This window comes from Kitasatospora sp. NPDC059160, from assembly GCF_042755465.1.
Classification (GTDB): Bacteria; Actinomycetota; Actinomycetes; order Streptomycetales; family Streptomycetaceae; genus Kitasatospora.
Genome location: NZ_JBHZCN010000031.1, coordinates 62,887 through 86,645, shown reverse-complemented (window position 1 = coordinate 86,645; position 23,759 = coordinate 62,887). Strand labels below are relative to the sequence as shown.

20 protein-coding genes are annotated in these 23,759 nt (G+C 73.4%); 8 read left to right on the top strand and 12 right to left on the bottom strand.

From position 1 onward, the window contains the following. Window positions 1-1,326 (bottom strand): BTAD domain-containing putative transcriptional regulator (locus ACFXOZ_RS15830; RefSeq protein ID WP_380590781.1); only part of this gene is annotated, 1,326 nt, incomplete at its 3' end. Between the two features lie 134 nt (window positions 1,327-1,460). Between ACFXOZ_RS15830 and ACFXOZ_RS15825 the strand changes: the two genes are divergently transcribed. The 5 genes from ACFXOZ_RS15825 to ACFXOZ_RS15805 all read left to right on the top strand — a co-directional run bounded on the left by ACFXOZ_RS15825 (window position 1,461) and on the right by ACFXOZ_RS15805 (window position 7,434). After that, complete coding sequence (locus ACFXOZ_RS15825) at window positions 1,461-4,382, top strand: BTAD domain-containing putative transcriptional regulator (protein ID WP_380531016.1); 2,922 nt, start codon at window positions 1,461-1,463, stop codon at window positions 4,380-4,382. Between the two features lie 131 nt (window positions 4,383-4,513). Then, entirely contained in the window at window positions 4,514-4,993 is a 480-nt protein-coding gene (locus ACFXOZ_RS15820) for a CAP domain-containing protein (RefSeq protein ID WP_380590778.1), read from the top strand. Window positions 4,994-5,026: 33 nt separating this feature from the next. Further along, window positions 5,027-5,587 carry an RICIN domain-containing protein gene (locus ACFXOZ_RS15815; protein ID WP_375889020.1) on the top strand — a complete coding sequence of 187 codons (561 nt, stop codon included), beginning with the start codon at window positions 5,027-5,029 and terminating at the stop codon, window positions 5,585-5,587. 64 nt (window positions 5,588-5,651) lie between these two features. After that, window positions 5,652-6,434, top strand: a complete 783-nt coding sequence (locus ACFXOZ_RS15810) for a GNAT family N-acetyltransferase (RefSeq protein ID WP_380590774.1) — start codon at window positions 5,652-5,654, stop codon at window positions 6,432-6,434. A 292-nt stretch (window positions 6,435-6,726) separates the two neighbouring features. Further along, the gene (locus tag ACFXOZ_RS15805; RefSeq protein ID WP_375889014.1) at window positions 6,727-7,434 is read left to right on the top strand and encodes a hypothetical protein; all 708 of its coding nucleotides are present in this window, start codon (window positions 6,727-6,729) and stop codon (window positions 7,432-7,434) included. A 130-nt stretch (window positions 7,435-7,564) separates the two neighbouring features. Here the strand turns inward: ACFXOZ_RS15805 and ACFXOZ_RS15800 are convergent, their stop codons facing one another. Further along, complete coding sequence (locus tag ACFXOZ_RS15800; RefSeq protein ID WP_380397464.1) at window positions 7,565-8,206, bottom strand: TetR/AcrR family transcriptional regulator; 642 nt, start codon at window positions 8,204-8,206, stop codon at window positions 7,565-7,567. A 417-nt stretch (window positions 8,207-8,623) separates the two neighbouring features. Here ACFXOZ_RS15800 and ACFXOZ_RS15795 point away from each other — a divergent pair, with 417 nt between their 5' ends. The 3 genes from ACFXOZ_RS15795 (at window position 8,624) to ACFXOZ_RS15785 (ending at window position 11,175) form a co-directional block, all read left to right on the top strand. After that, on the top strand, window positions 8,624-8,974 hold the full coding sequence (locus ACFXOZ_RS15795; protein ID WP_380590772.1) for a DUF6542 domain-containing protein: 351 nt from the start codon (window positions 8,624-8,626) through the stop codon (window positions 8,972-8,974). Next, complete coding sequence (locus ACFXOZ_RS15790; protein ID WP_375889007.1) at window positions 8,967-10,640, top strand: LCP family protein; 1,674 nt, start codon at window positions 8,967-8,969, stop codon at window positions 10,638-10,640. The genes ACFXOZ_RS15795 and ACFXOZ_RS15790 overlap by 8 nt, the downstream gene beginning before the upstream one ends. Window positions 10,641-10,794: 154 nt before the next feature. Next, window positions 10,795-11,175 carry a VOC family protein gene (locus ACFXOZ_RS15785; RefSeq protein WP_375889004.1) on the top strand — a complete coding sequence of 127 codons (381 nt, stop codon included), beginning with the start codon at window positions 10,795-10,797 and terminating at the stop codon, window positions 11,173-11,175. Between the two features lie 86 nt (window positions 11,176-11,261). On the opposite strand, the gene ACFXOZ_RS15780 is transcribed toward ACFXOZ_RS15785, so the two are convergent. The 10 genes from ACFXOZ_RS15780 to nuoI all read right to left on the bottom strand — a co-directional run bounded on the left by ACFXOZ_RS15780 (window position 11,262) and on the right by nuoI (window position 23,753). Further along, window positions 11,262-12,317: a 2-oxoacid:ferredoxin oxidoreductase subunit beta gene (locus ACFXOZ_RS15780; protein ID WP_380590770.1), complete on the bottom strand. Its 1,056-nt coding sequence runs from the start codon at window positions 12,315-12,317 to the stop codon at window positions 11,262-11,264. After that, a complete protein-coding gene (locus ACFXOZ_RS15775; protein WP_380531041.1) occupies window positions 12,314-14,311 on the bottom strand; it encodes a 2-oxoacid:acceptor oxidoreductase subunit alpha in 1,998 nt (665 codons plus the stop codon). The genes ACFXOZ_RS15780 and ACFXOZ_RS15775 overlap by 4 nt, the downstream gene beginning before the upstream one ends. Window positions 14,312-14,598: 287 nt before the next feature. Next, window positions 14,599-15,261 carry a response regulator transcription factor gene (locus ACFXOZ_RS15770; RefSeq protein ID WP_360244863.1) on the bottom strand — a complete coding sequence of 221 codons (663 nt, stop codon included), beginning with the start codon at window positions 15,259-15,261 and terminating at the stop codon, window positions 14,599-14,601. Window positions 15,262-15,355: 94 nt separating this feature from the next. After that, window positions 15,356-16,366: a polyprenyl synthetase family protein gene (locus ACFXOZ_RS15765; RefSeq protein ID WP_375888997.1), complete on the bottom strand. Its 1,011-nt coding sequence runs from the start codon at window positions 16,364-16,366 to the stop codon at window positions 15,356-15,358. Window positions 16,367-16,619: 253 nt separating this feature from the next. Next, a complete protein-coding gene (gene nuoN / locus ACFXOZ_RS15760; protein ID WP_375888995.1) occupies window positions 16,620-18,257 on the bottom strand; it encodes an NADH-quinone oxidoreductase subunit NuoN in 1,638 nt (545 codons plus the stop codon). After that, on the bottom strand, window positions 18,254-19,873 hold the full coding sequence (locus ACFXOZ_RS15755) for an NADH-quinone oxidoreductase subunit M (protein WP_380590768.1): 1,620 nt from the start codon (window positions 19,871-19,873) through the stop codon (window positions 18,254-18,256). Before ACFXOZ_RS15755 ends, nuoN begins: the two co-directional genes overlap by 4 nt. Window positions 19,874-20,030: 157 nt before the next feature. Beyond that, window positions 20,031-21,944 carry an NADH-quinone oxidoreductase subunit L gene (nuoL, locus tag ACFXOZ_RS15750; RefSeq protein WP_380531201.1) on the bottom strand — a complete coding sequence of 638 codons (1,914 nt, stop codon included), beginning with the start codon at window positions 21,942-21,944 and terminating at the stop codon, window positions 20,031-20,033. Between the two features lie 14 nt (window positions 21,945-21,958). Beyond that, window positions 21,959-22,258 carry an NADH-quinone oxidoreductase subunit NuoK gene (gene nuoK / locus ACFXOZ_RS15745; RefSeq protein ID WP_360244848.1) on the bottom strand — a complete coding sequence of 100 codons (300 nt, stop codon included), beginning with the start codon at window positions 22,256-22,258 and terminating at the stop codon, window positions 21,959-21,961. After that, complete coding sequence (locus ACFXOZ_RS15740; protein ID WP_380531204.1) at window positions 22,255-23,151, bottom strand: NADH-quinone oxidoreductase subunit J; 897 nt, start codon at window positions 23,149-23,151, stop codon at window positions 22,255-22,257. Before ACFXOZ_RS15740 ends, nuoK begins: the two co-directional genes overlap by 4 nt. Beyond that, window positions 23,151-23,753 carry an NADH-quinone oxidoreductase subunit NuoI gene (nuoI, locus tag ACFXOZ_RS15735; RefSeq protein WP_380590765.1) on the bottom strand — a complete coding sequence of 201 codons (603 nt, stop codon included), beginning with the start codon at window positions 23,751-23,753 and terminating at the stop codon, window positions 23,151-23,153. Before nuoI ends, ACFXOZ_RS15740 begins: the two co-directional genes overlap by 1 nt. Between the last annotated feature and the right edge of the window lie 6 nt (window positions 23,754-23,759).

Sequence of the window (23,759 nt, the reverse complement as noted above, 5' to 3'; positions counted from 1 at the left end):
CCCGGGGGCGGGCTCGGGGCGTACCCGCCCCGCCCCCACGAGCCGGCCCTGCAGATCGTTGGCTTGGTGCGCCTCCCGCGGTCCCACCGCGCGCCCCACGGCGCAGCCGGGCAGCGCCCCGGGCTCGGCGCCCGCCACCACCACGGCGCAGCCCGGCACCTCCGGGAGCAACGGCCCGGGGTCGGCCACCCCGTCCAGCACCACCAGCACCCGCCGTCCGGCGAGCAGTTCGTGGTACCGGACCCGCAGCTGCGCGACCTGCGCGCCGTCGCCGGGCCGCTCCCCCAGGGCGCGCAGGAAGCCGGCCAGCACCGCACCGGCCTCCCCGCCGGCCGCGTACAACTGCCCGTCCGGGAAGGCGTCCTGCACCGTGTGCGCGACGTGCACCGCCAGCGCCGAGGCCCCGCTGCCGGACGGCCCCGACAGCCCCACCACCGGCGAGGCGCCGGCCGCGAGCGCGCGCAGCGCCCGCTCCGCCTCCCCCACCAGCCCCGCCCGGCCGACCAGGTCGGGAATGTCCGGCGGCAGCTGGCACGGCCGGGGCAGTGCCCGCACCGCGGCCACCGCCACCACCGGCTCCCCGCCCCGGACCCGCTCGGCCAGCTCCGCTACCGCGGCCCCCGGTTCGAGGCCCAGCTCCCGGTCCAGCCGCTCCCGCAGCTCCTCGTACGCCGCCAGCGCCCGCTCGGAACGGCCGCAGCGGTGCAGCGCCAGCAGGTGCAGCCGGTGCACCTCCTCGTCCAGCGGGTACGCCCGCGCGAGTTCGCCCAGCGGCTCCAGCGCCGCCGGTGCCTCCTCGTGCCCGCCGAGCGCGAGGTCCAGGTCGTAGCGCACCTTGAGCGCCGCCAGCCGCCCGGCCGCGAGCCGCTCCCGGGCCCGCTCGGCGAGCGGACCGGGTACGCCCTCCAGCGCCCGCGGCCCCTCCCAGGCGTCGAGCGCCCCGACCAGCAACTCCCGGGCCCGCAGCGGCTCCCGGTGACGCAGCGCGACGGCCTCGGCCACCGCGGCCTCGTACCGGAACAGGTCCACCGAGGCGCGCGGCACCGACAACCGGTACCCGCCGGCCGCCGCGACCAGCAGCCCGGGCGCGTCCAGGGCCCGCCGCAACCGGTGCGCGTGGGTGCCGATCTGGCCCACCGGGTCCTTCGGCCAGTGCGCGTCGTCCTCGCCCCACACGCCCTCGACCAGCCGGTCCGTCGCCACCAACTCCCCCGGGGCGAGCAGCAGCGCCGCCAGCACCGCACGCTGCTGCGGCCTGCCGAGGTCGGCCTCACGGCCCTCGCACCGGGCGCGCAACGGCCCCAGTACGCGGAAATCGAGCTCCACTCCCCACCCTCTCGGAATTCCGACGTCCAGGGCACAATCTGTGAACAGAGCATAGAAGCCGGGACATGGGGGCGCCGCCGTCCGGACGGAAGTGGCGAGAACCCGGCACGCGACGACTCACGAAACGGGACGACATGGTGGAGATCGGGGGGACCGGACTGCGCTTCGCGCTGCTCGGCCCGCTACGGGCCTGGTACGGGACGGAAGAGGTGGAGCTCGGCCGCCCGCAGCAGCGCGCCTTGCTCGCCGTGCTGATCGGCGCCGCCGGGCGGACGGTCGCGACCTCGGTGCTGGTCGAGGGCGTGTGGGGCGGCACCCCGCCGTCCGACCCGCGCAAGGCCGTCCAGCTGGCCGTCTCCCGGCTGCGCGCCGCGTTCAGGCCGCACACCGCCGGCGACCCGGACCAGCTGCCGCTGCACCGCGTCGGCGACGGCTACGCCCTGCGCACCGCCCCCACCGACACCCAGCAGTGGCAGGCCCTGCTCGCCGAGGCCGAGCACCTGCGCCGGGCGGACGCGCCCGGGCAGGACGTCCGGGAAGTGCTGCGCCGCGCCCAGCGGCTGTGGGCCGGCGAAGCCCTCGCCGGGCTCCCCGGACCGCACGCCGAAGCGCTCCGGGCCCACCTCGCCGAACAGCGCATCTCGGCCAAGGAGACCCAGCTCGAACTGGACGCCGACCTCGGCGACCGCACCGACCTCACCGCCGAGGCCACCGCGCTCGCCCTCGAACACCCCGGCCGGCCCCGGCTCACCGCCGTCCTGATGCGCGCCCTCTACCAGGCCGGGCGCAAGGCCGAGGCGCTCGCCGTCTACGAGGACGCCCGCCCCGCCCTGCCCCCGCACGACCGGGCCGCCGCCGAACTCCAGCTGCGCATCCTGCGCGAGGACACCACCCTGCTGCCCGCCCGGGCCGCCGGCGCCGACCCCGAACCCGCCGCCGAGCCCTGGCAGGCGCCCGACCAGCTGCCCTCCGGACTGCCCGACTTCACCGGCCGCACCGAGGAACTGGACGCCCTCACCGACCGGCTGGCCGGGGCCGGCGGGCGCGCCGTCGTGGTCTCCGCCCTGGACGGCATGGGCGGCGTCGGCAAGACCACCCTCGCCGTGCACACCGCCCGGCAGGTCCGCGCCCGCTTCCCCGACGGCCAGCTCTTCGCCGACCTGCGCGGCGCCGACCGCACCCCGCCCGACCCGGGCACCGTGCTGGCCGGCTTCCTGCGCGCCCTCGGCGTCGCCCCCGGCGGGATCCCCGACGACACCGGCGAACGCAGCGCCCTCTACCGCTCGGCCCTCGCCGGGCGGCGCGTCCTCGTCGTCCTCGACAACGCCGCCACCCTCGACCACGTCGAACCGCTGCTGCCCGGCGCGGCCGGCTGCGCCGTCCTGATCACCAGCCGACGGCGGCTCACCGGCCTCTCCGGCGCCCACCACCTGCGCCTGGACACCCTGCCGCCCGCCGAGGCGCTGGAACTGCTCACGCGGATCGTCGGCGCCGACCGCGTCGCCGCCGAACCGGCGGCCGCCGAGGACGTCGTCCGGGCCTGCGGCCTGCTGCCGCTCGCCGTCCGGATCGCGGCCTCCCGGATCGCCACCGACCCCGCGCTCACCCTGGCCGGCCTCGCCGAAGGACTGCGCCAGGAGCACCGGCTGGCCGAACTCAGCGACGGCGAGCGGACCGTCGAGGCCACCTTCGCCCTCTCCTACCACCGCCTCGACCCGGAACTCGCCCGCGCCTTCCGCCTGCTCTCCCTGCCCGACGCCCCCGACCTCCCGCTGTCCTGCGCCGCCGCACTGCTCGGCCGCACCGAGGACGAGGCCGACCGGCTGCTGGAGACCCTCGTCGACCTCAACCTGCTGCACTCCCCCCGCTTCGGCCGCTACGGCTTCCACGACCTCGTCCGCGACTACGCCCGCGGCCGGCTCGCCGCCGAGGAACCGACCGCCGAGCACACCGCCGCCGCCGACCGGCTCACCGACTTCTGCCTCGCCGCCGCCCGCAACGCCGACCGGGCCGCCCGCAAGGCCGAGGACGCCGAACTCAGCCTGCTCCGCGCCCCCGTGGCCTCCCCCGGCGTGCCCATCGCCGACGGCCAGGAGGCCGTGCGCTGGATGCGCGAGCAGGCGGAGGTGCACGCCGCCGCCATCGCGCTCAGCTGCGCCGACCCCTCCCGGCCGCTCGACCGCGCCGCCGAACTCGCCGACCGGATGGGCGCCGTGCTCGCCGAACGCACCCAGACCGGCATCATCGTCGACCTCGCCGGACGCCTCGCCGACGAGGCCGGGGCCCGCGGTGAACACGGCCCGCTCGCCCTCGCCCGCTACCTGCGCGGCGCCATGCTCTGGCACCTCAACCACTACGCCGAATCGGCGGCGGAGCTGCACCGCGCCGTCGACCTCTGCACCACGCCCGAGACCGAACGGGTCCTCGCCAAGGCCCTGGTCAACCTCGGCGGCAACGCCCGCGTCCACGGCCGCCACGCCGAGGCGGCCGAACACGCCGGCCGCGCCGCCGAACTCTTCCACCGCCTCGGCGCCGAACGCGCCGAAGGCAGCGCCCTCGGCGAGTTCGCCTTCAACGCCGCCCAGACCGGACGCCTCGCCGAGGCCCGGGAGGCCGCCGAACGCGGCGCCCGGCTGATGACCGCCGCCGGACCGGTCTCCGCCGCCACCGGCCGCTACTACCTGGCCCGGGTGCTGCGGCTGTGCGGGGACGGCCCGGGCGCCCTCACCCACGCGCTCGGCGCCCGGGACGAGTTCGCCGCCCTCCAGGTCACCGTGTTCGAGGCCGCCGCCGGGGAGCTCGCCGCCCGGATCCACGGCGAGGCCCAGCGCTGGCTGCTCGCCGCCGACGTCGCCGAGGCCGCCCTGCCGCAGGCCCGCCGCACCAGCCCCGCCCTGGAGGCCGGACTGCTGCGCACCCTCGGCACCGCCCTCACCGGCCTCGGCCGCCCGCGCCAGGCCCGGGCCTGCCTCACCGACGCCCTGGACGGCTACCGGCGGCTCGGCCTCGACGAGGACGCGGCCCAGGTCAGCGCCGTCCTGGCCGAGTTGGGGTGACCGGCCCCGGGTGATCGCCCGCTACGCGCGTTGACCGCCTGTCTACCGCGGTCCGGGACCGTACTCCTCATCCGGCCCCGGACCGCGGCACCCGCCGCCCCGGGGCGACACCCCGAGGAGAGGCGCGACCCATGACCACGCTCGTGCACGACGGCCGGGTCCTGACCCCCGCGGCAGCCGACCCGACCGGACCGGGCGTCGACTTCCGCACCGAGCTGCTGACCTCCGTCAACTTCCGGCGGGTCCACGCCGGCGCCCGGCCGCTCACCCCGGACGGACGGCTGGACGCCGCCGCCCAGCGCCACGCCGCCGACCTCGCCGCGCACGACCTCCTCCAGCAGGACGGCACCGACGGCAGCACGCCCTGGCACCGGATCCGGGCGGCCGGCTTCGCGTTCCGCTTCGCCGCCGAGCTCATCGCCCCGGCCGACAGCGTGCCCCGGGCCGTCCAGCTGTGGATGAACAGCCCCCGGCACCGCGACGCCGTGCTCGACCCGCGCTTCGACCACCTCGGCACCGGCTTCGCCCCCGGCCGCTCCGGCGCCCCGTGCCGCTACGTGCTGACCCTCGGCCAGTCTGACGGCCGACCGCACACCGCAGTGACGCAGTAACACCCACCGCACCCCACCCGAAGGAGAACCGCCATGACCACCCCCACCCGCCGCCTGCTCGCCGGCCTCGGCGCCGCCGCGGCCCTGGCCACCACCGTCCTGGTCGCCGCCCCCGCCGCCCAGGCGGCCACGCCCGGGCCCTGCGACCTCGGGCCGTCCGTCAGCGCCACCGTCAACGTCTTCAACGGCTCCGCCGGCGCCCTCGACCTGCCGTCCGACAACGAGACCAACGGGACGCGGGTCGGCACCTACACCGCCAACCAGTCCCCCGCCCAGACCTGGACGTTCTGGGACTACTGCGACGGCACCACCGCCATCTCGCACGGCGGCAGCGGCAAGGTGCTCGACCTCGACTCGCACGGCACCGGCGCCGTCCAGCTCTGGGACACCCCCGGCGGCTGGGACGGCCTCAACCAGCAGAACGGCCCCGGGATGGGCGCCAACCAGAAGTGGCGGCTGACCGACGAGGACCGCGGCTGGTACCTGATCCGCAACGTCGCCACCGGGCAGTGCCTCAAGGGCAACGGCATCGCCCAGTACACCTCGGTGACCTCCTGCAACGCCGCCGACCCGGCCCAGCGCTGGCACAAGTAGGCACCCCACGGGGCCCGTTCCGCCGGCCGGAGGCGGCCTGCGGAACGGGCCTATCCTCGGTCACGTGCCCCTCATCAGCCTGCACGACCGCACCGCCCTCGCCGAACGGTTCCGCACCGACCCCGCGCTGCACCTGTTCGAACTCGGCGACCTCGACGACACCCTCTGGCCCAACACCGCCTGGTACACCGCCGATCCCGACCACGGGCCGGTCGCCCTGCTCTACAGCGGCGGCGACACCCCGGTGCTGCTCGCCTTCGCCCGGCCCGCCGCCGTCCCCGCCCTGGAGGACCTGCTCGGCGCGCTGCGCCCCTTCCTGCCGCGCCGGTTCACGGCCGGGCTCCCGGACGGCGCCGAGCGGGCCCTCGCCCCCGACTACACCACCGAGCGGCGCACCCCGCTGCTGCGGATGATCCTCCCGGACCACGGGCTGCTCCCCGCCGAACCCGGCCACCGCGCCCGGCCGTTGACCCCGTCCGACCAGGGGGATCTGCGCGCCCTGCTGGCCGCGGGCTACCCCGAGTCCTGGTTCGACCCGCGGCTGCTCGCCGGCGGCGGCTACGTCGGCGTCCGCGAGCGGGGGCGGCTGCTGGCCGCCGCCGGGGTGCACGTGCACTCCCCCGCCCACCGGGTCGCCGTGCTCGGCAACGTCGTCACCCACCCCGACGCGCGCGGCCGCGGCCTCGCCCGCGCCTGCGTCACCGCACTGACCCGCCGGCTCGCCCCGACCACCGACCACCTGGGCCTCAACGTCCGCACCGACAACGCCCCGGCGATCCACCTCTACCGGCAGCTCGGCTTCACCACCGTCACCACCTACAACGAACTGGTGCTGACGGCGCGTTGAGCGGCGCCGCCCCCGGCTCCGGGTCGGCCGCCGGCCGGCGGGCCTGGCCGATCATCGTCACGGCATCCGTACGCATGGCGAACAGAATCGCACGGCACCGGATCGACCGAGGTGGCAGGCGGTTCGGGTACCACTGATCACGACTCGGCATCCCTTGTCACGAACCCGCGTGGGACTCGTCACGGCGGCGTCAAGACGGCGGCGAGGAATGGCGTTCGGCTTCCCCACTGCGCTATGAACGTCCCTCAGGAGAACCGCCGACACGGCGGTCCGCACGCACGGGGGACCTCACATGAAGACCATCCGCAACAGTCGCACCATGGCCCTGGCCGGCCTGGCCGTGGTCGGCGCGCTCACCATGACCGCCTGCAACGACGACGCCGCGTCGTCCGACAGCGCCACCACCCCGCCGGCCACCCAGGCCCCGGCCACGCCGTCCGCCGCGCCGACCACCCCGGCGGCCTCCGCCTCGGCGGCCGCGCCGACCGGCGGCACCGGCGGTGCCGCCACCGGCGGGACCACCGGCGGCGCCCCGGCCCAGGCCGGTGCGACGGCGGCGCCCGGCACCACGGTGAAGCTCGGCGACGCGGCGACCATCCCGTTCAGCTCGGGCAGCACCAAGGGCACCGTCGCGCTCGCGGTCACCTCGATCGACAAGGGCGACCCGGCCGACCTCACCTCGCTCAAGCTCGGCGACAAGGCCGCGGGCATGGTGCCGTACTACATCCGCTTCAAGGTCACCAACACCGGCAGCACCGACCTGTCCTTCTCCAGCCTGACCCAGGTGAAGGGCACCCTGCCGGACGGCTCGGAGGCCGCCGAGGTGATGCTGATCGGCAGCTTCGACAAGTGCCCGCACCCGTCCTTCCCGAAGGGCTTCACCAACGGGCAGTCGATCACCTCCTGCGTGCTGGCGCTGGCCCCGACGGCCACCAAGGTGTCGGGCGCCGAGTACTGGGGCGAGCCGTACACCCTGGGCAAGGGCGTCAACTGGAAGTGACCCGTCGACGGTGACCGGCGGCGACCGCCGGTGCACCTCCGACGACCCGGTGGGCGGGGCGGCTCCGGGCCGCCCCGCCCACCGGCACGCCCACCGGCACGCCCGCCGGTCGGCCGTGGCCGGCCCGCGCTCAGCCCGCGGCCGGCCCGCCGTGGATCCGCAGGAAGGCGTCCACCCCGGACTCCGCCGTCCGCCGGACCTCCTCCTCGGCCACCGGCAGGGCGCCCCAGAAGGAGCGCTCGGCCACGCCGTGGAAGGTCAGCAGGGTGAACCGCTCGGCCGCGAGCCCCGGGTCCGGGACCGCCAGCAGCCCGCGCCCGCCGAGCTCCGCCAGGCACTGCGCGAGGGCGCGCTGGGCCGCCGCCGGGCCGGTCTCCAGCCAGGCCTCCAGGACGTCCGCCGGGATGTTGGCCACCTCGGCCCGGATCGCCCGGCCGAGCGCCCCGAGCTCACCCGCGGCCGGCGCCGCGTTCGCCCGTTCCACCGCGAAGGCGGTGAGGGCGCGCCGCACGTCCACCGCCCCGTCCAGGTGCTCCGCCAGCAACTCCCGCATCCGCTCGGCCAGTTCCGCCGAGTTCTGCAGTGCCACCGACAGGAAGAGGGTCTCCTTGTCGGCGAAGTGGTTGTAGACCGTGCGCTTGGACACCCCGGCCTCGGCCGCGATCGCGTCCATGCTGGCCCGGACGTACCCCTCCCGCCCGAACACCGTGGTCGCGGCCCCGGTGATCGCCCTGCGCTTCTCCGGCCGTCCCGCTGCGCCCGTGGTCGCCACGACCTTCTCCTTCTCCGTCGGCGCCCCGCCGACCGTCTCAGAAACTGCCCGGTGTAGTGTCTGCTGGCCCGTTCACGAGCGGACTTGCCACCGAACAGGCGTGCTCTATGCTGCGTACGATCTCTACACCTCTGTAGAGCAAATCCGAAAACGGGCCTGCCCCCGAGCAGCAGCGGGAAACCGAGAACGGGAACCGGCCGGCCGAACACCAGCGTCCCGTACTGGCAGCGCCGCAACCGCTCTACCACGGCAGACCCGGCGCAGCGCCGACGTGGCGCGCGAAGCACGGGAACACCCGGGGGTGAGTGAGTGGCGGGGCAGCGAGGACGTTCGTCCGACCAGGGTTCGCGACGGCGGACGACGAGCCGGCCCGCGGGCCCCACGCGTCCCTTCTCCGGCGGGCCCGCACTGCCCGCGGTGGCGGCCCTCGGGCTGCCGCTGGTCGGCGCGGTGGTCGACGAGTTCTCCGGGCCGGGCATGGGCCTGGCCTTCGCGGTGTGCGCGGTGCTCGGCACCGGCGTCGCGGCCGGGCTCAGCACCCGCCGCGGCTGGTGGTGGGTGGTCGCCGCCTCCCCGCTGGTGGTGCTCGGCGTGACGGCCGCGGCCGAACTGGCGGCGAACGGCGACACGTACCGGGGCAAGGCCCTGGCCACCGGCGCCGCGAAGTGGGTGGTGCACGGTTTCCCGGTGATGGCGCAGGCCGCCGTGGCGGCCCTGCTGGTGATCGTGGCCCGGGTGGTCCTGGACCGGAGGAGGCAGCATGGCTGACGAGCGTGAGCACGAGCGGGAACGGGAACGGCCGGGGGGCGGCCGGGCCGCCGACCGCAGGGCCGCGGCGGCCCCGGCGGCGGGGCGCCGCAACTCCCCGCTGCTGATCGCCGGCCGGGTGGTCGCCACCACGGTGGGCTTCGCGGTGTTCGCGGCCAGCGGGGTGGTCTGGTACGAGTACACGTCGCTGACCGACGGGATGACCACGTCCAACGCGATCGCGGAGACCAAGAAGGACGCCCCCAAGCACCTGGACAACTCGGTCAACCTGCTGCTGATCGGCCTGGACAGCCGCAAGGCCATGGACGGCTCCGACCTGCCCCCGCAGTTCGTCCAGGACGAACTGCACGCCGGGCACAGCTCGGACATCGGCGGCTACAACACCAACTCCCTGATCCTGCTGCACATACCGGCCGGCGGCGGCAAGGTGCAGGCGGTCTCCATCCCGCGCGACGACTACGTCATGACCTACAACGGCGACGGCTCCCAGCAGGGCATGCACAAGATCAAGGAGGCGTACGGCAACGCCAAGGACGCCTTCGACCGGAGCCCGAAGGCCAAGGGCCTCAAGGGCGCCGACCTGGAGAAGGCCGGCCGCGACGCCGGCCGCGCGGCCACCATCCGCACCGTCCAGACCTTCGTGAACCAGCCGGTGGACCACATCGCCGAGGTCAACCTGATGGGCTTCTACGACATCGCCAAGGCCGTGGAGCCGATCCAGGTCTGCCTGACCCACGACACCAAGGACCCGGCGATGGAGGGCCAGGGCTCCGGCGCCGACTTCAAGAAGGGCATCAACACCCTCAACGCCTCCCAGGCGCTGGCCTTCGTCCGCCAGCGCCACAACCTGGACGACGGCAAGGGCAACACCGGCGACTTCGCCCGCACCCACCGCCAGCAGGCCTTCATCTCCTCCGTCGTGCACAAGCTCAAGCAGGACGGCATCATCAGCGACCTCGGCAAGCTCAAGGACCTGTTCGGCGTCGTCCAGAAGGACCTGGTGATCGACAACGAGTGGAACGTCCTGGACTTCGCCCAGCAGGCCCCGGCGCTGACCGGCGGCAACGTCGAGTTCAACACCCTGACCTTCGACGGCTTCGGCACCAGGAACGGCCAGGACGTCAACCTGGTCACCCCCTCGAAGATCCAGAAGGTGGTCAAGCAGCTGTTCGGCTACGCCGACGCGGCCGCCCCGGCGGGCGGCGCCACCGACGCCCCCACCACCGAGGCCCCGGCCAGCCCCTCGCCGAGCGCGACCGCCCCGGCCAAGGCGGCCTCCCCGGCCACCGTCGACGTGTACAACGCCTCCACCGCCGCCGGGGTCTCCTCCTCCGCCGAGGCCAAGGCCCTGGTCGCGATGGGCTTCAAGGAGGGCACCACCGGCCCGGCCCGCAGCAAGCCGAAGACCACCACGGTGACCTACGGCAAGGGCGCCAAGGAGGCCGCCGACCAGGTCGCCGCCCGCTACGGCGTGACCGCCACCGAGTCCGCCACCGCCGCCGCCGACCACGTGGTGGTCACCCTCGGCACCGCCTTCACCGGCGCCGACGACAAGTCCGCCGCCCCCGGCGGCCCCGCCCCCACCGGCGACCCGGCCGCCAACCTGCCGATGCAGGGCCCCGGCGTCGACGCCACGTCCGACGGCGGCATCCCCTGCGTCTTCTGACGCGAACCGCGGCACCGCACGAGGGAGGTCCCCGCCGGGGCCTCCCTCGGCGCTTTCCCTGGCCGACTCCTGGCCGACTCCTGGCGTGATTCTCCGTACTGTGTATAGTGTACTGCGTACGGGATAACCGTGCGCAGTGACGAGAGGGCTCCGCATGCAGATCACCAGCACCGTCGTCTCCCTGACCGTCGAGGACACCACCCCCTCCGCCGCCTTCCTCCAGCGGCACTTCGGCTACACCGAGCTGATGTCCGCCGACGGCTTCGTCTCGCTCGGCCACCCCGGCGGCGGGGTCGGCGTCGTCTACCTGCGGCGCGGGCTGGAGGTGCTGCCCGAGGAGCAGCGGCACCGGACCGCGGACGGGGTGATCCTGGCGTTCACCGTCGAGGACGTCGCGGCGGAGGAGGCGCGGCTGCGCGGCGAGGGGGTCGAGATCACCCTGCCGCTGCGCGAGGAGCCGTGGGGCGAGAAGCTCTTCCAGGTCACCGACCCGAACGGGGTCCCGATCGAGCTGGTGGAGTGGGCCCGGCCGTAGCCGTGAACGCGTGGGCGCCCCCGTCCCGGAAGGGGACGGGGGCGCCCACGCGTCGCGTCGCGGCGGGACGGGACCGGGCGGGGTGGTCAGTCCACCGTCCAGGCGTCGCCGCCCGCCAGCAGGGCCGCCAGGTCGCCCGGCCCGCGGTGGGCGACGGCGGTGGCCAGCTGGCTGTCCATCAGCTCGTCGTAGACCGGGCGCCGGACGTCGCGCAGCACGCCGATCGGCGTGTGGTGCAGGGTGTCCGCGTCGGCGATCCGGGAGAGCGCGAAGGCACCGGTCGGGCCGGCCGCGTGGGCGTCGTGCACCAGCACCCGTGCCTCGTTCTCCGGCGTCACCGGGGCGGTGGACAACTCGCCGTCCTCGCCCCGGAAGACGCCGTTGGCCCCGTCCGCGCCGAAGCGGATCGGCCGCCCGTGCTCCAGCCGGATCAGCGCCTCGTCCCGGGTGCCGGCGTCCTTGAGCACCTCGAAGGCGCCGTCGTTGAAGATGTTGCAGTTCTGGTAGATCTCCACCAGCGCCGTGCCCTCGTGCTCGGCCGCCGCCCGCAGCACCGACTGCAGGTGCTGGCGGTCCGAGTCGATGGTGCGGGCGACGAAGGAGGCCTCGGCGCCGATCGCCAGCGACAGCGGGTTGAACGGCGCGTCCAGCGAGCCCATCGGGGTCGACTTGGTGATCTTGCCGAGCTCGCTGGTCGGCGAGTACTGGCCCTTGGTGAGGCCGTAGATCCGGTTGTTGAACAGCAGGATCTTGAGGTTGACGTTGCGCCGCAGGGCGTGGATCAGGTGGTTGCCGCCGATCGACAGCGCGTCGCCGTCCCCGGTCACCACCCACACGCTGAGGTCCCGCCGGGAGGAGGCCAGCCCGGTCGCGATCGCCGGCGCCCGGCCGTGGATCGAGTGCACCCCGTAGGTGTTCATGTAGTACGGGAAGCGCGAGGAGCAGCCGATGCCGGAGACGAAGACCGTGTTCTCCCGCCTGATGCCGAGCTCCGGCATGAAGGACTGCACCGCGGCCAGGACCGCGTAGTCCCCGCAGCCCGGGCACCAGCGCACCTCCTGGTCGGTCTTGAAGTCCCGGGCGCTCTGCGGCCCGTCGGCCTTGGGCACCAGCTCCAAGGACGGGAACGCGTGCTCGCTCATCGGTGGTCCTCCTCGTCCAGGGTGCCGATCGCCGCCCACAGCACGTCCGCCAACTGCGCCGCCTTGAACGGCAGTCCGCGCACCTGGTTGTAGGACTCGGCGTCCACCAGGTACTTCGCCCGCAGCAGCAGCGCGAGCTGGCCCAGGTTCATCTCGGGCACGATGACCTTCTCGTAACTGCGCAGCACCGAGCCCAGGTTGGCCGGGAACGGGTTGAGGTTGCGCAGGTGCGCCTGGGCGACCTCGCCGCCGTCCGCGCGCACCCGGCGCACCGCCGCGGTGATCGGGCCGTAGGTCGAGCCCCAGCCGAGCACCAGCACCCGGGCGTCGCCGGTCGGGTCGTCGACCTCCAGCGGCTTGACGGTGATCCCGTCGACCTTGGCCTGCCGGGTGCGGACCATCAGGTCGTGGTTGGCCGGGTCGTAGGAGATGTTCCCGGTGCCGTCCTGCTTCTCGATGCCGCCGATCCGGTGCTCCAGGCCGGCCGTGCCGGGCACCGCCCAGGGGCGGGCCAGGGTGTGCTGGTCCCGCAGGTACGGCCAGAAGGCGCCGTCCTCGCGGTTCGGGCCGGTCGCGAACTTCGGTTCGATCTCCGGCAGTTCGTCGACCTCCGGGATCCGCCAGGGCTCCGAGCCGTTCGCCAGGTAGCCGTCCGAGAGCAGGAACACCGGGGTGCGGTAGGTCACCGCGATCCGGGCCGCCTCCAGCGCCGCGTCGAAGCACTCGGCGGGCGTGGCCGGGGCGACGATCGGCACCGGCGCCTCGCCGTTGCGGCCGAACATCGCCTGCAGCAGGTCCGCCTGCTCGGTCTTGGTCGGCAGGCCGGTGGACGGGCCGCCGCGCTGGATGTCCACCACCAGCAGCGGCAGTTCCAGCGAGACCGCCAGGCCGATCGTCTCCGACTTGAGCGCCACGCCCGGCCCGGAGGTGGTGGTCACGCCGAGCGCCCCGCCGAAGGCCGCGCCGAGCGCGGCGCCGATGCCGGCGATCTCGTCCTCGGCCTGGAAGGTGCGCACCCCGAAGTTCTTGTGCCGGCTCAGCTCGTGCAGGATGTCCGAGGCCGGGGTGATCGGGTACGAGCCCAGGTAGAGCGGCAGCCCGGAGCGCTGCCCGGCGGCGATCAGCCCGTAGGACAGCGCCAGGTTGCCGGAGATGTTGCGGTAGCGCCCGGCCGGGAGCTTGGCCGGCGGCACCTCGTAGGAGACCGCGAAGGACTCGGTGGTCTCGCCGAAGTTCCAGCCCGCCCGGAAGGCGCTGATGTTGGCCTCGGCGATCTGCGGCTTCTTGGCGAACTTGGCGCGCAGGAAGGACTCGGTGCCGTGGGTGGGCCGGTGGTACATCCAGGACAGCAGGCCCAGGGCGAACATGTTCTTCGCCCGCTCGGCGTCCTTGCGGGCCAGCCCGCTGTCCTTGAGCGCCTCCAGGGTCAGCGTGGTGAGCGGGACCCGGTGCAGGTGGAAGGCGTCCAGCGAGTCGTCGCCGAGCGGGTCCGCGGCGTAACCGACCTTGGCCAGCGCGCGCTTGGTGAACTCGTCGGTGTTGACGATGATCTCCGCGCCGCGCGGCAGGTCCGGCAGGTTCGCCTTCAGGGCCGCCGGGTTCATCGCCACCAGCACGTTCGGGGCGTCGCCCGGGGTGAGGATGTCGTGGTCGGCGAAGTGCAGTTGGAAGGACGAGACGCCCGGCAGGGTGCCGGCGGGGGCCCGGATCTCGGCCGGGAAGTTCGGCAGCGTGGAGAGGTCGTTGCCGAACGCGGCCGTCTCCGAGGTGAACCGGTCCCCGGTGAGCTGCATGCCGTCGCCGGAGTCCCCCGCGAAGCGGATGATCACCCGGTCGAGTCTGCGAACGGGCTTGGGGCGCCTTTCCGGTGGACCGCCCGGGGCGTGCGGGCCGGCTGGTCCGGCCGCTCCGGGGCGTCCGTCACCACTGCCGGTACGACCCTCGTCGCCGCCCGATCCGTCCACTGCCTCCGACTGATCGACCTGACTGGTCACTGCCGCGGACCTCCTCGTGGACGCACCACCGCGGGCGCGGCCCCGTGCCCCGTCCGCTTGGTGCACCGCTCGCATCCTATGCGCGCGACCTCGGGCCCGGTTGGAACTCCCGCAGGAATTTCCCCCGCCCACGCCGCTACCGCACCCAAGGACAACGCCCGGCCGCCGGAGATCATTCCGGGTACGGAGCAGCCGCCCCGCGGCGGGCGCCCCGAACAGCCCCCGAACAAACCCCGGACGGCCCGAACAGCCCCGGGCGGCCCCGAACGGCCCCGGGCGGCCCCCGGCTAGGAGTTGAGGTAGGTCAGCACCGCGAGCACCCGGCGGTGGTCCTCCGCGCTCTGCGCCAGCCCCAGCTTGAGGAAGATGTTGCTGACGTGCTTCTCCACCGCCCCGTCGGACACCACCAGCTGCTTGGCCACGGCGGCGTTGGTGCGCCCCTCCGCCATCAGACCGAGCACCTCGCGCTCGCGCGGCGTGAGATTGGCCAGGACGTCGCCCTTGCGGCTGCGGCTGAGCAGCTGCTGCACCACCTCCGGGTCCAGCGCGGTGCCGCCCTCGGCGACCCGCACCACCGCGTCCGCGAACTCGCGCACCTCGGCGACCCGGTCCTTCAACAGGTAGCCGACGCCCCGGGTCGACCCGGCCAGCAGCTCGGAGGCGTAGCGCTCCTCCACGAACTGCGACAGCACCAGCACGCCCAGCTGCGGGTAGCGCCCGCGCAGCTCCACGCAGGCGCGCAGGCCCTCGTCGGTGTGGGTCGGGGGCATCCGCACGTCCGAGACCACCACGTCCGGCAGGGCGTCCGCCGCCGCCAGGTCGTGGATCGTCTTCACCAGGGCCGCGCCGTCCCCGACCCCCGCCACGACCTCCAGGCCGCGGTCGGTGAGCAGCCTGGTCAGGCCTTCCCGGAGCAGTACGGAGTCCTCGGCGATGACGACGCGGCGCATGGCGACCTTCCGGGCAGGCGTGAGCTGACGGGTGTCAGTCTCCCCCATCCGCCCGCGCCCGCACGGGCTCGGGGTCGGATCCGCCCGGGGACGCTCACATGGTGCGGATGGCCACCGCGTCGCACAGCCCGTCCAGGGCGGCCTTCGCCGCGCAGTCCGGCAGCGGGGCCAGCAGCGCCCGGGCCTCCTCGGAGTGCCGCAGGGTCTCCCGGCGGGCGCGCTCCAGGGCGGGGTGGGCGCGCAGCAGGCGCAGCGCCTCGGCGTGCAGGTCGTCGTCCGAGAGGTCCCCGTCGAGCAGTTCGCGCAGCCGGGTGTCGGCCGGGTCGTCCGGGTCGGCCGGCATCTGCTCCAGCAGCAGGGTCGGCAGGGTCGGCACGCCCTCGCGCAGGTCGGTGCCGGGGGTCTTGCCGGACTCGTGGCCGTCGCTGGCGACGTCCAGGACGTCGTCGGCGAGCTGGAAGGCGATGCCGATCCGCTCGCCGAACTCGCCGAGGGTGTCCACCAGTGCGGGCGGGGCGCCGGCCATCAGCGCTCCTATCCGGCAGGAGACGGCGATCAGCGATCCGGTCTTGCCGGCCAGCACGTCCAGGTAGTGCAGCAGCCGGTCGGCCTCCGGGCCGGGGCCGCGGGTCTCCAGGATCTGGCCGGTCACCAGCCGCTCGAAGGCCTCGGCCTGCATCCGGACCGCCTCCGGGCCGAGGTCGGCCAGCACCTGGGAGGCGCGGGAGAACAGGAAGTCGCCGGTGAGGATGGCCACCGAGTTGTCCCAGCGGGAGTTGGCGCTCTCCGCGCCGCGGCGCACCGGGGCCTCGTCCATCACGTCGTCGTGGTACAGCGTGGCCAGGTGGGTCAGCTCGACGACCACCGCGGCCGGCACCACCCCGGGCGCCCCCGGGTCGCCGAACTGGGCGGCCAGCAGCAGGAGCAGCGGGCGGAAGCGCTTGCCGCCGGCCTCGATCAGGTGGGAGGCGGTGACGGTGATGAAGGGGACGTCGCTCTTGACGGCCTCGGAGAGCGCCGCCTCCACCGCGTCCAGTCCGGCCTGGACGTCCCGGGTCAGGTCGCGGTCCTGCACGCTGAGCCCGAAGGGTCCCACGACGGTCACGAAGACCACTCCTCTGTCCCTGGTCGATCTAGCGGCCTGGTCCCTGAGTGCCGCCGCTGGCCATACAGGCAGGGTATCCGGTCGCGAGTGGATCACTGCACGGGCGTGCGGATCCCGTCATGACCGCGCCGGAAGCCCTGGTCAGGAGGCCTGTGCGGACGCAGCGGCGGTGGGGGCGAATTCATCGGGAAACACAGACCGGAGATCGGCCCGCGGATCCGGGCCGATCTCCGAACAAACCGACCGGCTACGGTCAGTACGCGAACAGCGAGGCCTTGGACGCGAGGTCCAGGAAGTACTGCGGCAGCAGGCCCAGACCCAGCGTGACCAGCACCCCCACCCCGATCGCGGTCGCCGTGAAGGCGCTCGGGATCGCCACCGTCGGACCGCCCGGCTGCGGGTCGGAGAAGAACATCAGCACGATCACCCGGATGTAGAAGAACGCGGCCACCGCCGAACTCAGCACACCCACGATCACCAGCGGCGTCGCCCCGCCGGCCGCCGCCGCCTGGAACACCGCGAACTTCCCGGTGAAGCCGGAGGTCAGCGGGATCCCGGCGAAGGCCAGCAGGAACAGCGCGAAGACCGCCGCCACCAGCGGCGAGCGCCGCCCCAGCCCCGCCCAGCTGGACAGGTGGGTCGCCTCCCCCTTGGAGTCGCGCACCAGGGTGACCACGGCGAAGGCCCCCAGCGTCACGAAGGAGTACGCCGCCAGGTAGAACAGCACCGAGGACAGGCCCTGCTTGTTGACCGCGATCACCCCGGTCAGGATGAACCCGGCGTGCGCGATCGAGGAGTACGCCAGCAGCCGCTTGACGTCCTGCTGGGTCACCGCCAGCACCGCGCCGACCACCATGGTCAGGATCGCCACGCCCCACAGCACCGGCCGCCAGTCCAGCCGCAGGCCCGGGAAGGCCACGTAGAACAGCCGCAGGAACGCCCCGAACGCGGCGACCTTGGTGGCCGCGGCCATGAAGCCGGTCACCGGGGTCGGCGCGCCCTGGTAGACGTCCGGGGTCCAGGAGTGGAACGGCACCGCGCCCACCTTGAACAGCAGGCCCACCGCCAGCAGCGCCAGGCCGGTCAGCAGCAGCGCGTCGCTCTGGGTGCTGCTCAGCTGCGCCGGGGTCGTCATCGCCTTGCCGGAGATGACGTCCGCGATGTCGCCGAGCTTGACGCTGCCCGCGTAGCCGTACAGCAGCGCGGTGCCGAACAGGAAGAACGCCGAGGCGAAGGCGCCCAGCAGGAAGTACTTGACCGCCGCCTCCTGGGACAGCAGCCGGCGGCGCCGGGCCAGCGCGCACAGCAGGTACAGCGGGAGGGAGAAGACCTCCAGCGCCACGAACATGGTCAGCAGGTCGTTGGCGGCCGGGAAGAGCAGCATGCCGCCGACCGCGAACAGGGTCAGCGGGAAGACCTCGGTGGTCGCGAAGCCGGCCCGGACCGCGTCCCGCTCCTGCTCCCCGCCCGGGGTGGCGGACGCCTGGGCGGCGAAGGCGTCGGCGGGCAGGCCGCCGGCCTTGGGCTCCAGCCTGCGCTCCGCGTAGGTGAGCACCGCGACGACGGCGACCAGCAGGATCACGCCCTGGAGGAACAGCGCCGGGCCGTCCAGGGCGACCGACTCCATGGCCAGCAGGTCGACCCGCGGCGCGCCGTGGCCCTGCGTCGCCAGCACCACCACGGCGGCGAACGCGCCGGCCAGCGCGACCAGCGCCAGCGACACCTGGGTCCAGTGCCGCAGCCGGCGCGGGACGAAGGCCTCGACCAGGACGCCCGCCACGGCGGCCCCGAAGACCACCAGCATCGGGGAGAGTTGGCCGTACTCGATGTGCGGCGCCGGGATGCCGGGGGTGTTGCCGCCGACGGCGGCGAGCACTGCGGTGGCACTCACTTCTGCTCACCTCCTGAGGTGGCGGCGACCGGGTGGGCCGGCGCCGGGTCGGTCCGGTGGACCTGCGAGAGCGTCGCGTCCACCGAGGGGTTCACCAGGTCGGTGAGCGGCTTCGGGTACACCCCGAGCAGGATCGTCAGCGCCACCAGCGGTGCCACCACGGCCAGTTCCCGGACCTTGAGGTCGGGCATCGCGCGCACGCCCTCCTTCACCGGGCCGGTCATGGTGCGCTGGTACAGCAGCAGCGCGTACAGCGCGGCCAGCACGATGCCGAGGGTGGCGACGACGCCGATCGCCGGGTAGCGGGTGAAGGTGCCCACCAGTACCAGGAACTCGCTGACGAACGGGGCCAGTCCCGGCAGCGACAGGGTCGCCAGGCTTCCGATCAGGAAGGTCCCGGCGAGCACCGGGGCGACCTTCTGCACGCCGCCGTAGTCGGCGATCAGCCGCGAGCCGCGGCGCGAGATCAGGAAGCCGGCCACCAGCATCCACGCGGCGGTGGAGAGGCCGTGGTTGACCATGTAGAGGGTCGCGCCGCTCTGCCCCTGGCTGGTCATCGCGAAGACGCCCATGATGATGAAGCCGAAGTGCGAGATCGAGGCGTAGGCGACCAGCCGCTTGATGTCCTTCTGGCCGACCGCCAGCAGCGCGCCGTAGACGATCCCGACCAGCGACAGCACCAGGATCGCCGGGGCGAAGGTCTTCGAGGCGTCCGGGAACAGCCCGAGGCAGAAGCGCAGCATCGCGAAGGTGCCGACCTTGTCCACCACCGCGGTGATCAGCACCGCGGTGCCGGCCGTCGCCTCGCCCATCGCGTTCGGCAGCCAGGTGTGCAGCGGCCACAGCGGGGCCTTCACCGCGAAGGCGAAGAAGAAGCCGAGGAACAGCGCGTTCTGCGCCGTCCCGGACAGCTTGAGGCTGCCGTCGGCGATCGCCCCGGTGAGGGTCGGCAGGTCGAAGGTGCCGAAGCCCTGCTCCTGGGCGATCACGTACAGCCCGATCACCGCGGCCAGCATCACCAGGCCGCCGAGCAGGTTGTACAGCAGGAACTTGACGGCCGCGTAGGAGCGCTGGCGCGCCGAGTCCGGGCCGCCGGCCCGGTCGCCGAAGCCGCCGATCAGGAAGTACATCGGGATCAGCATGGCTTCGAAGAACACGTAGAACAGGAAGACGTCGGTGGCGTAGAAGGACACCACCACCATCGCCTCCACCGCCAGGATCAGGGCGAAGAAGGCCTGGGTGCGCCGTTTGTTCTCGAAGCTGCCGTCGGGGCCCGGGGCGGCCGGGTCCGCGTCGTGCCAGGAGGCCAGCATCACCATCGGCACCAGGACGGCCGTCAGCAGGGCCAGCACCGCGCCGATGCCGTCCACGCCGAGCGAGAAGGTGATGCCGAAGGAGCGGATCCAGCTGTACGACTCGGTCAGCTGGAACCGGGCGCCGTGCGGGTCGAAGCGCAGCGCCACCAGGGCGGCCAGCACCAGGGTCACCCCCGACACGGCCAGCGCGACGGTCTTGATGGTGCGCCGCCGGGCCGCGTTCGACCCGGCGGGCAGGGCGGCGGTCAGCACCGCGCCGGCCGCCGGGACGGCACAGGTGGTGGTCAGTAGCACGCTCACGGCCTGGCCTCCCGACGCGTTTCCCCGCCCCGAGCCGAAGGGCGCGCCGGTGCCGAGAGCGATGAGCCACCAGCGACCGACGAAGGAGGGAGTGCCGGAGCGAAGAGTGCCGGCGCCGGGTCCGAGCGCCCGGAGGCGAGCGGGCGAATCACAGTCATCACACGGACCTCATCAGGAGAGTCGAGGCGACCAGCACCAGCGTGCCGCCGAACATGGAGAGCGCGTACGAGCGGACGAAGCCGTTCTGGACCCGCCGCAGCCGGCCGGACAGGCCCCCGATGAGGGCGGCCAGGCCGTTGACGAAGCCGTCCAGGCCGCGGCTGTCGAAGTAGACCAGGGTCGCCGCCAGCGCCGAGCCCGGCCGCACCAGCACCGCGTGGTTGAAGTCGTCCTGCAGCAGGTCGCGGCGGGCCGCCCGGGTGAGCGGGGAGCCGACCGGCGGCACCACCGGGACGGGCGAGCGCCCGTACATCAGGTACGCCAGCCCGACGCCGGCCAGCATGCAGGCCGTGGTCAGCCCGGTGACCGTCCAGGAGCCGAGCGGCGGGTTGCCCTCGCTGTGGCCGGTGACCGGCTCCAGCCACTTCAGGAAGGAGCCGTGGTAGACGAACAGCCCGCCGGCGAAGACCGAGCCGAAGGCCAGCAGGACCATCGGCACGACCATGGTCCGCGGCGACTCGTGCGGGTGCGGGAGGTTGCCCTCGGCGTCCGGCTGCCAGCGCTTCTCGCCGAAGAAGGTCAGCAGCATCACCCGGGTCATGTAGAACGCGGTGACGGCCGCGCCGACCAGCGCGCACAGGCCGAGGATCCAGCCCTCGGTGCCGCCCTTGGCGAAGGCCGCCTCGATGATCTTGTCCTTGGAGAAGAAGCCGGACAGCCCGGGGAAGCCGATGATGGCCAGGTAGCCCAGGCCGAACGTGGCGAAGGTCCACGGCATGTGCCGCCACAGGCCGCCGTAGCGGCGCATGTTCACCTCGTCGTCCATGCCGTGCATGACCGACCCGGCGCCGAGGAACAGCCCGGCCTTGAAGAAGCCGTGGGTCACCAGGTGCATGATCGCGAAGACGTAGCCGATCGGGCCCAGCCCGGCCGCCAGGACCATGTAGCCGATCTGCGACATGGTCGAGCCGGCCAGCGCCTTCTTGATGTCGTCCTTGGCGCAACCGACGACCGCACCGAACAGCAGCGTCACCGCACCGACCACCACCACGGCGGTCTGGGCGTCCGGCGCCAGGTCGAAGATCGCCGAGGACCGGGTGATCAGGTAGACCCCGGCGGTCACCATGGTGGCCGCGTGGATCAGGGCCGAGACCGGGGTCGGGCCCTCCATCGCGTCCCCCAGCCAGGACTGCAGCGGCACCTGCGCCGACTTGCCGCACGCGGCCAGCAGCAGCATCAGGCCGATCGCCGTCAGCCTGCCCTCGCTCGCCCCGTGCACCGCCCCGACCGCGCCCTCCGAACCGAGGACCGGGGTGAAGGCGAAGGAGCCGAACTCGGCGAACATCAGCATGATCGCGATCGACAGGCCCATGTCGCCGACCCGGTTGACCAGGAACGCCTTCTTCGCGGCCGTCGCCGCACTCGGCTTGTGCTGCCAGAAGCCGATCAGCAGGTACGAGGCCAGGCCCACGCCCTCCCAACCGAAGTACAGCAGGAGGTAGTTGTCCGCCAGCACCAGCAGCAGCATGGCGGCCAGGAACAGGTTCAGGTACGCGAAGAAGCGGCGCCGGCGCTCGTCGTGCGCCATGTAGCCCACCGAGTACAGGTGGATCAGCGTGCCCACCCCGGTGATCAACAGCACGAAGGTCATCGACAACTGGTCGAGCCGGAACGAGACGTCGGCCTGGAAGGCGTTCACCGGCACCCAGCTGAACAGGTGCTTCGTCACCGCCCGGTGCTCGACGTCCCGGCCCAGCATGTCCGAGAACAGGGCCAGGCCGAAGCCGAACGAGAGCGCGGCGAGCGCGGTCGCCAGCCAGTGGCCGAAGCGGTCGAAGGCCCGACCGCCCAGGAGCAGCAGGGCGGCACCGGCCAGCGGAGCCGCCACCAGCAGCGGAATGAGAGAGTTCACCGAAGGTCCTCCGCCTACAGCTTCATCAGATTGCTGTCGTCGACCGAAGCGGAGTGCCTGGTCCGGAAGATGGAGACGATGATGGCGAGGCCGACCACGACCTCGGCCGCCGCCACCACCATCGTGAAGAACGCGATGATCTGACCGTCCAGGGTCCCGTGCAGCCGGGAGAACGTCACCAGTGCCAGGTTCGAGGCGTTCAGCATCAGCTCGACGCACATGAACAGCACCACCGCGTTGCGCCGGATCAACACCCCGGACGCGCCGATGGTGAACAACAGGGCGGACAGATAGAGGTAGTTGACCGGATTCACCGCTCCCCCTCCCCGGCCTCGCGCGGCTCGGACCCGTGGCCCGGGACCGGCTCCAGGGGCCCGCGCGGAGCCGCCACCACCGGCCGCTCCGAGGACGGCCGGCCCAGCCAGTCCGCCGTACTGTTCTCCAGCTCCGCCATCCGCCGCAGCATCTCCTGGCTGACGTCCCGGACCTGGCCGCGCTCGCGCAGCGTCGCCATCACCGAGTCCTCCGCGATCGTGCCGTCCGGCAGCAGCGCCGGCACGTCCACCGCGTTGTGCCGCGCGTACACGCCCGGCGCCGGCAGCGGCGGCAGCTGGATGTTGTCCCGCACCCGCTGCTCCGCCAGCTCCCGCTGGGTCTTCGGCGCCTTCACGTGCTCCCGGTGGGTCAGCACCATCGCGCCGACCGCCGCCGTGATCAGCAGCGCGCCGGTGACCTCGAAGGCCCACACGTAGCGGGTGAAGATCAGCCGGGCCAGGCCCGGCACGTTGCCCTCGGCGTTCGCCTCGGCCAGCCCGGTGAAGTGGTCCAGCCGCGCGTTCGCGATGCCCGCGATCAGCAGCACCCCGAAGCCCAGCCCGCACAGCACCGCCGCGAACCGCTGGCCCTTCAACTGCTCCTTGAGGGAGTCCTCGCTGGTCACGCCGACCAGCATCACCACGAACAGGAACAGCATCATGATCGCGCCGGTGTACACCACGATCTGCACCACGCCCAGGAACACCGCGCCCTGGGCCATGTAACAGACCGCCAGCGCCAGCATGGTCGCCGCCAGGCACAGCGCGCTGTGCACCGCCTTGCGCATCAGCAGCATCCCCAGCGCGCCACCGACCGCGATCACCGCGAGCACCCAGAACTGGACGGCCTCACCCGTGGAGGTCGTCCCGCCCGCCGCCGCCAGCTGTGCGATCACTGCCGCACCTCCTTCTCCCGGTCGGTGCGCTCCTGCCGGACCGTCCCCGGCGCCGCCCCGGTGATCTCGCCCCGGTAGTACGCACCCTCGTCGGTGCCCGGGAAGATCGCGTGCGGGGTGTCGACCATGTCCTCCGACAGGCCCACCAGCAGCTGCTCCTTGGTGAAGATCAGGTCCTTGCGGGAGGAGTCCGCCAGCTCGTACTCGTTGGTCATCGTCAGCGCCCGGGTGGGACAGGCCTCGATGCACAGCCCGCACAGGATGCAGCGGGCGTAGTTGATCTGGTACACCGCGCCGTAGCGCTCACCCGGCGAGTAGCGCTCCTCGTCCCGGTTGTCCGCGCCCTCCACGTAGATCGCGTCGGCCGGGCAGGCCCACGCGCACAGCTCGCAGCCGACGCACTTCTCCAGCCCGTCCGGATGCCGGTTCAGCTGGTGGCGGCCGTGGAAGCGCGGAGCCGTGGGCTTCTTCTGCTCCGGGTACTGCTCGGTCAGCCGCTTCTTGAACATGGCCTTGAAGGTCACGCCGAAACCGGCGGCCGGACCGAGCACCGACGGCCGGTCGGCCCGCTCGGGCCGGCCCGTCTGGTCGGACGACATCGCGGA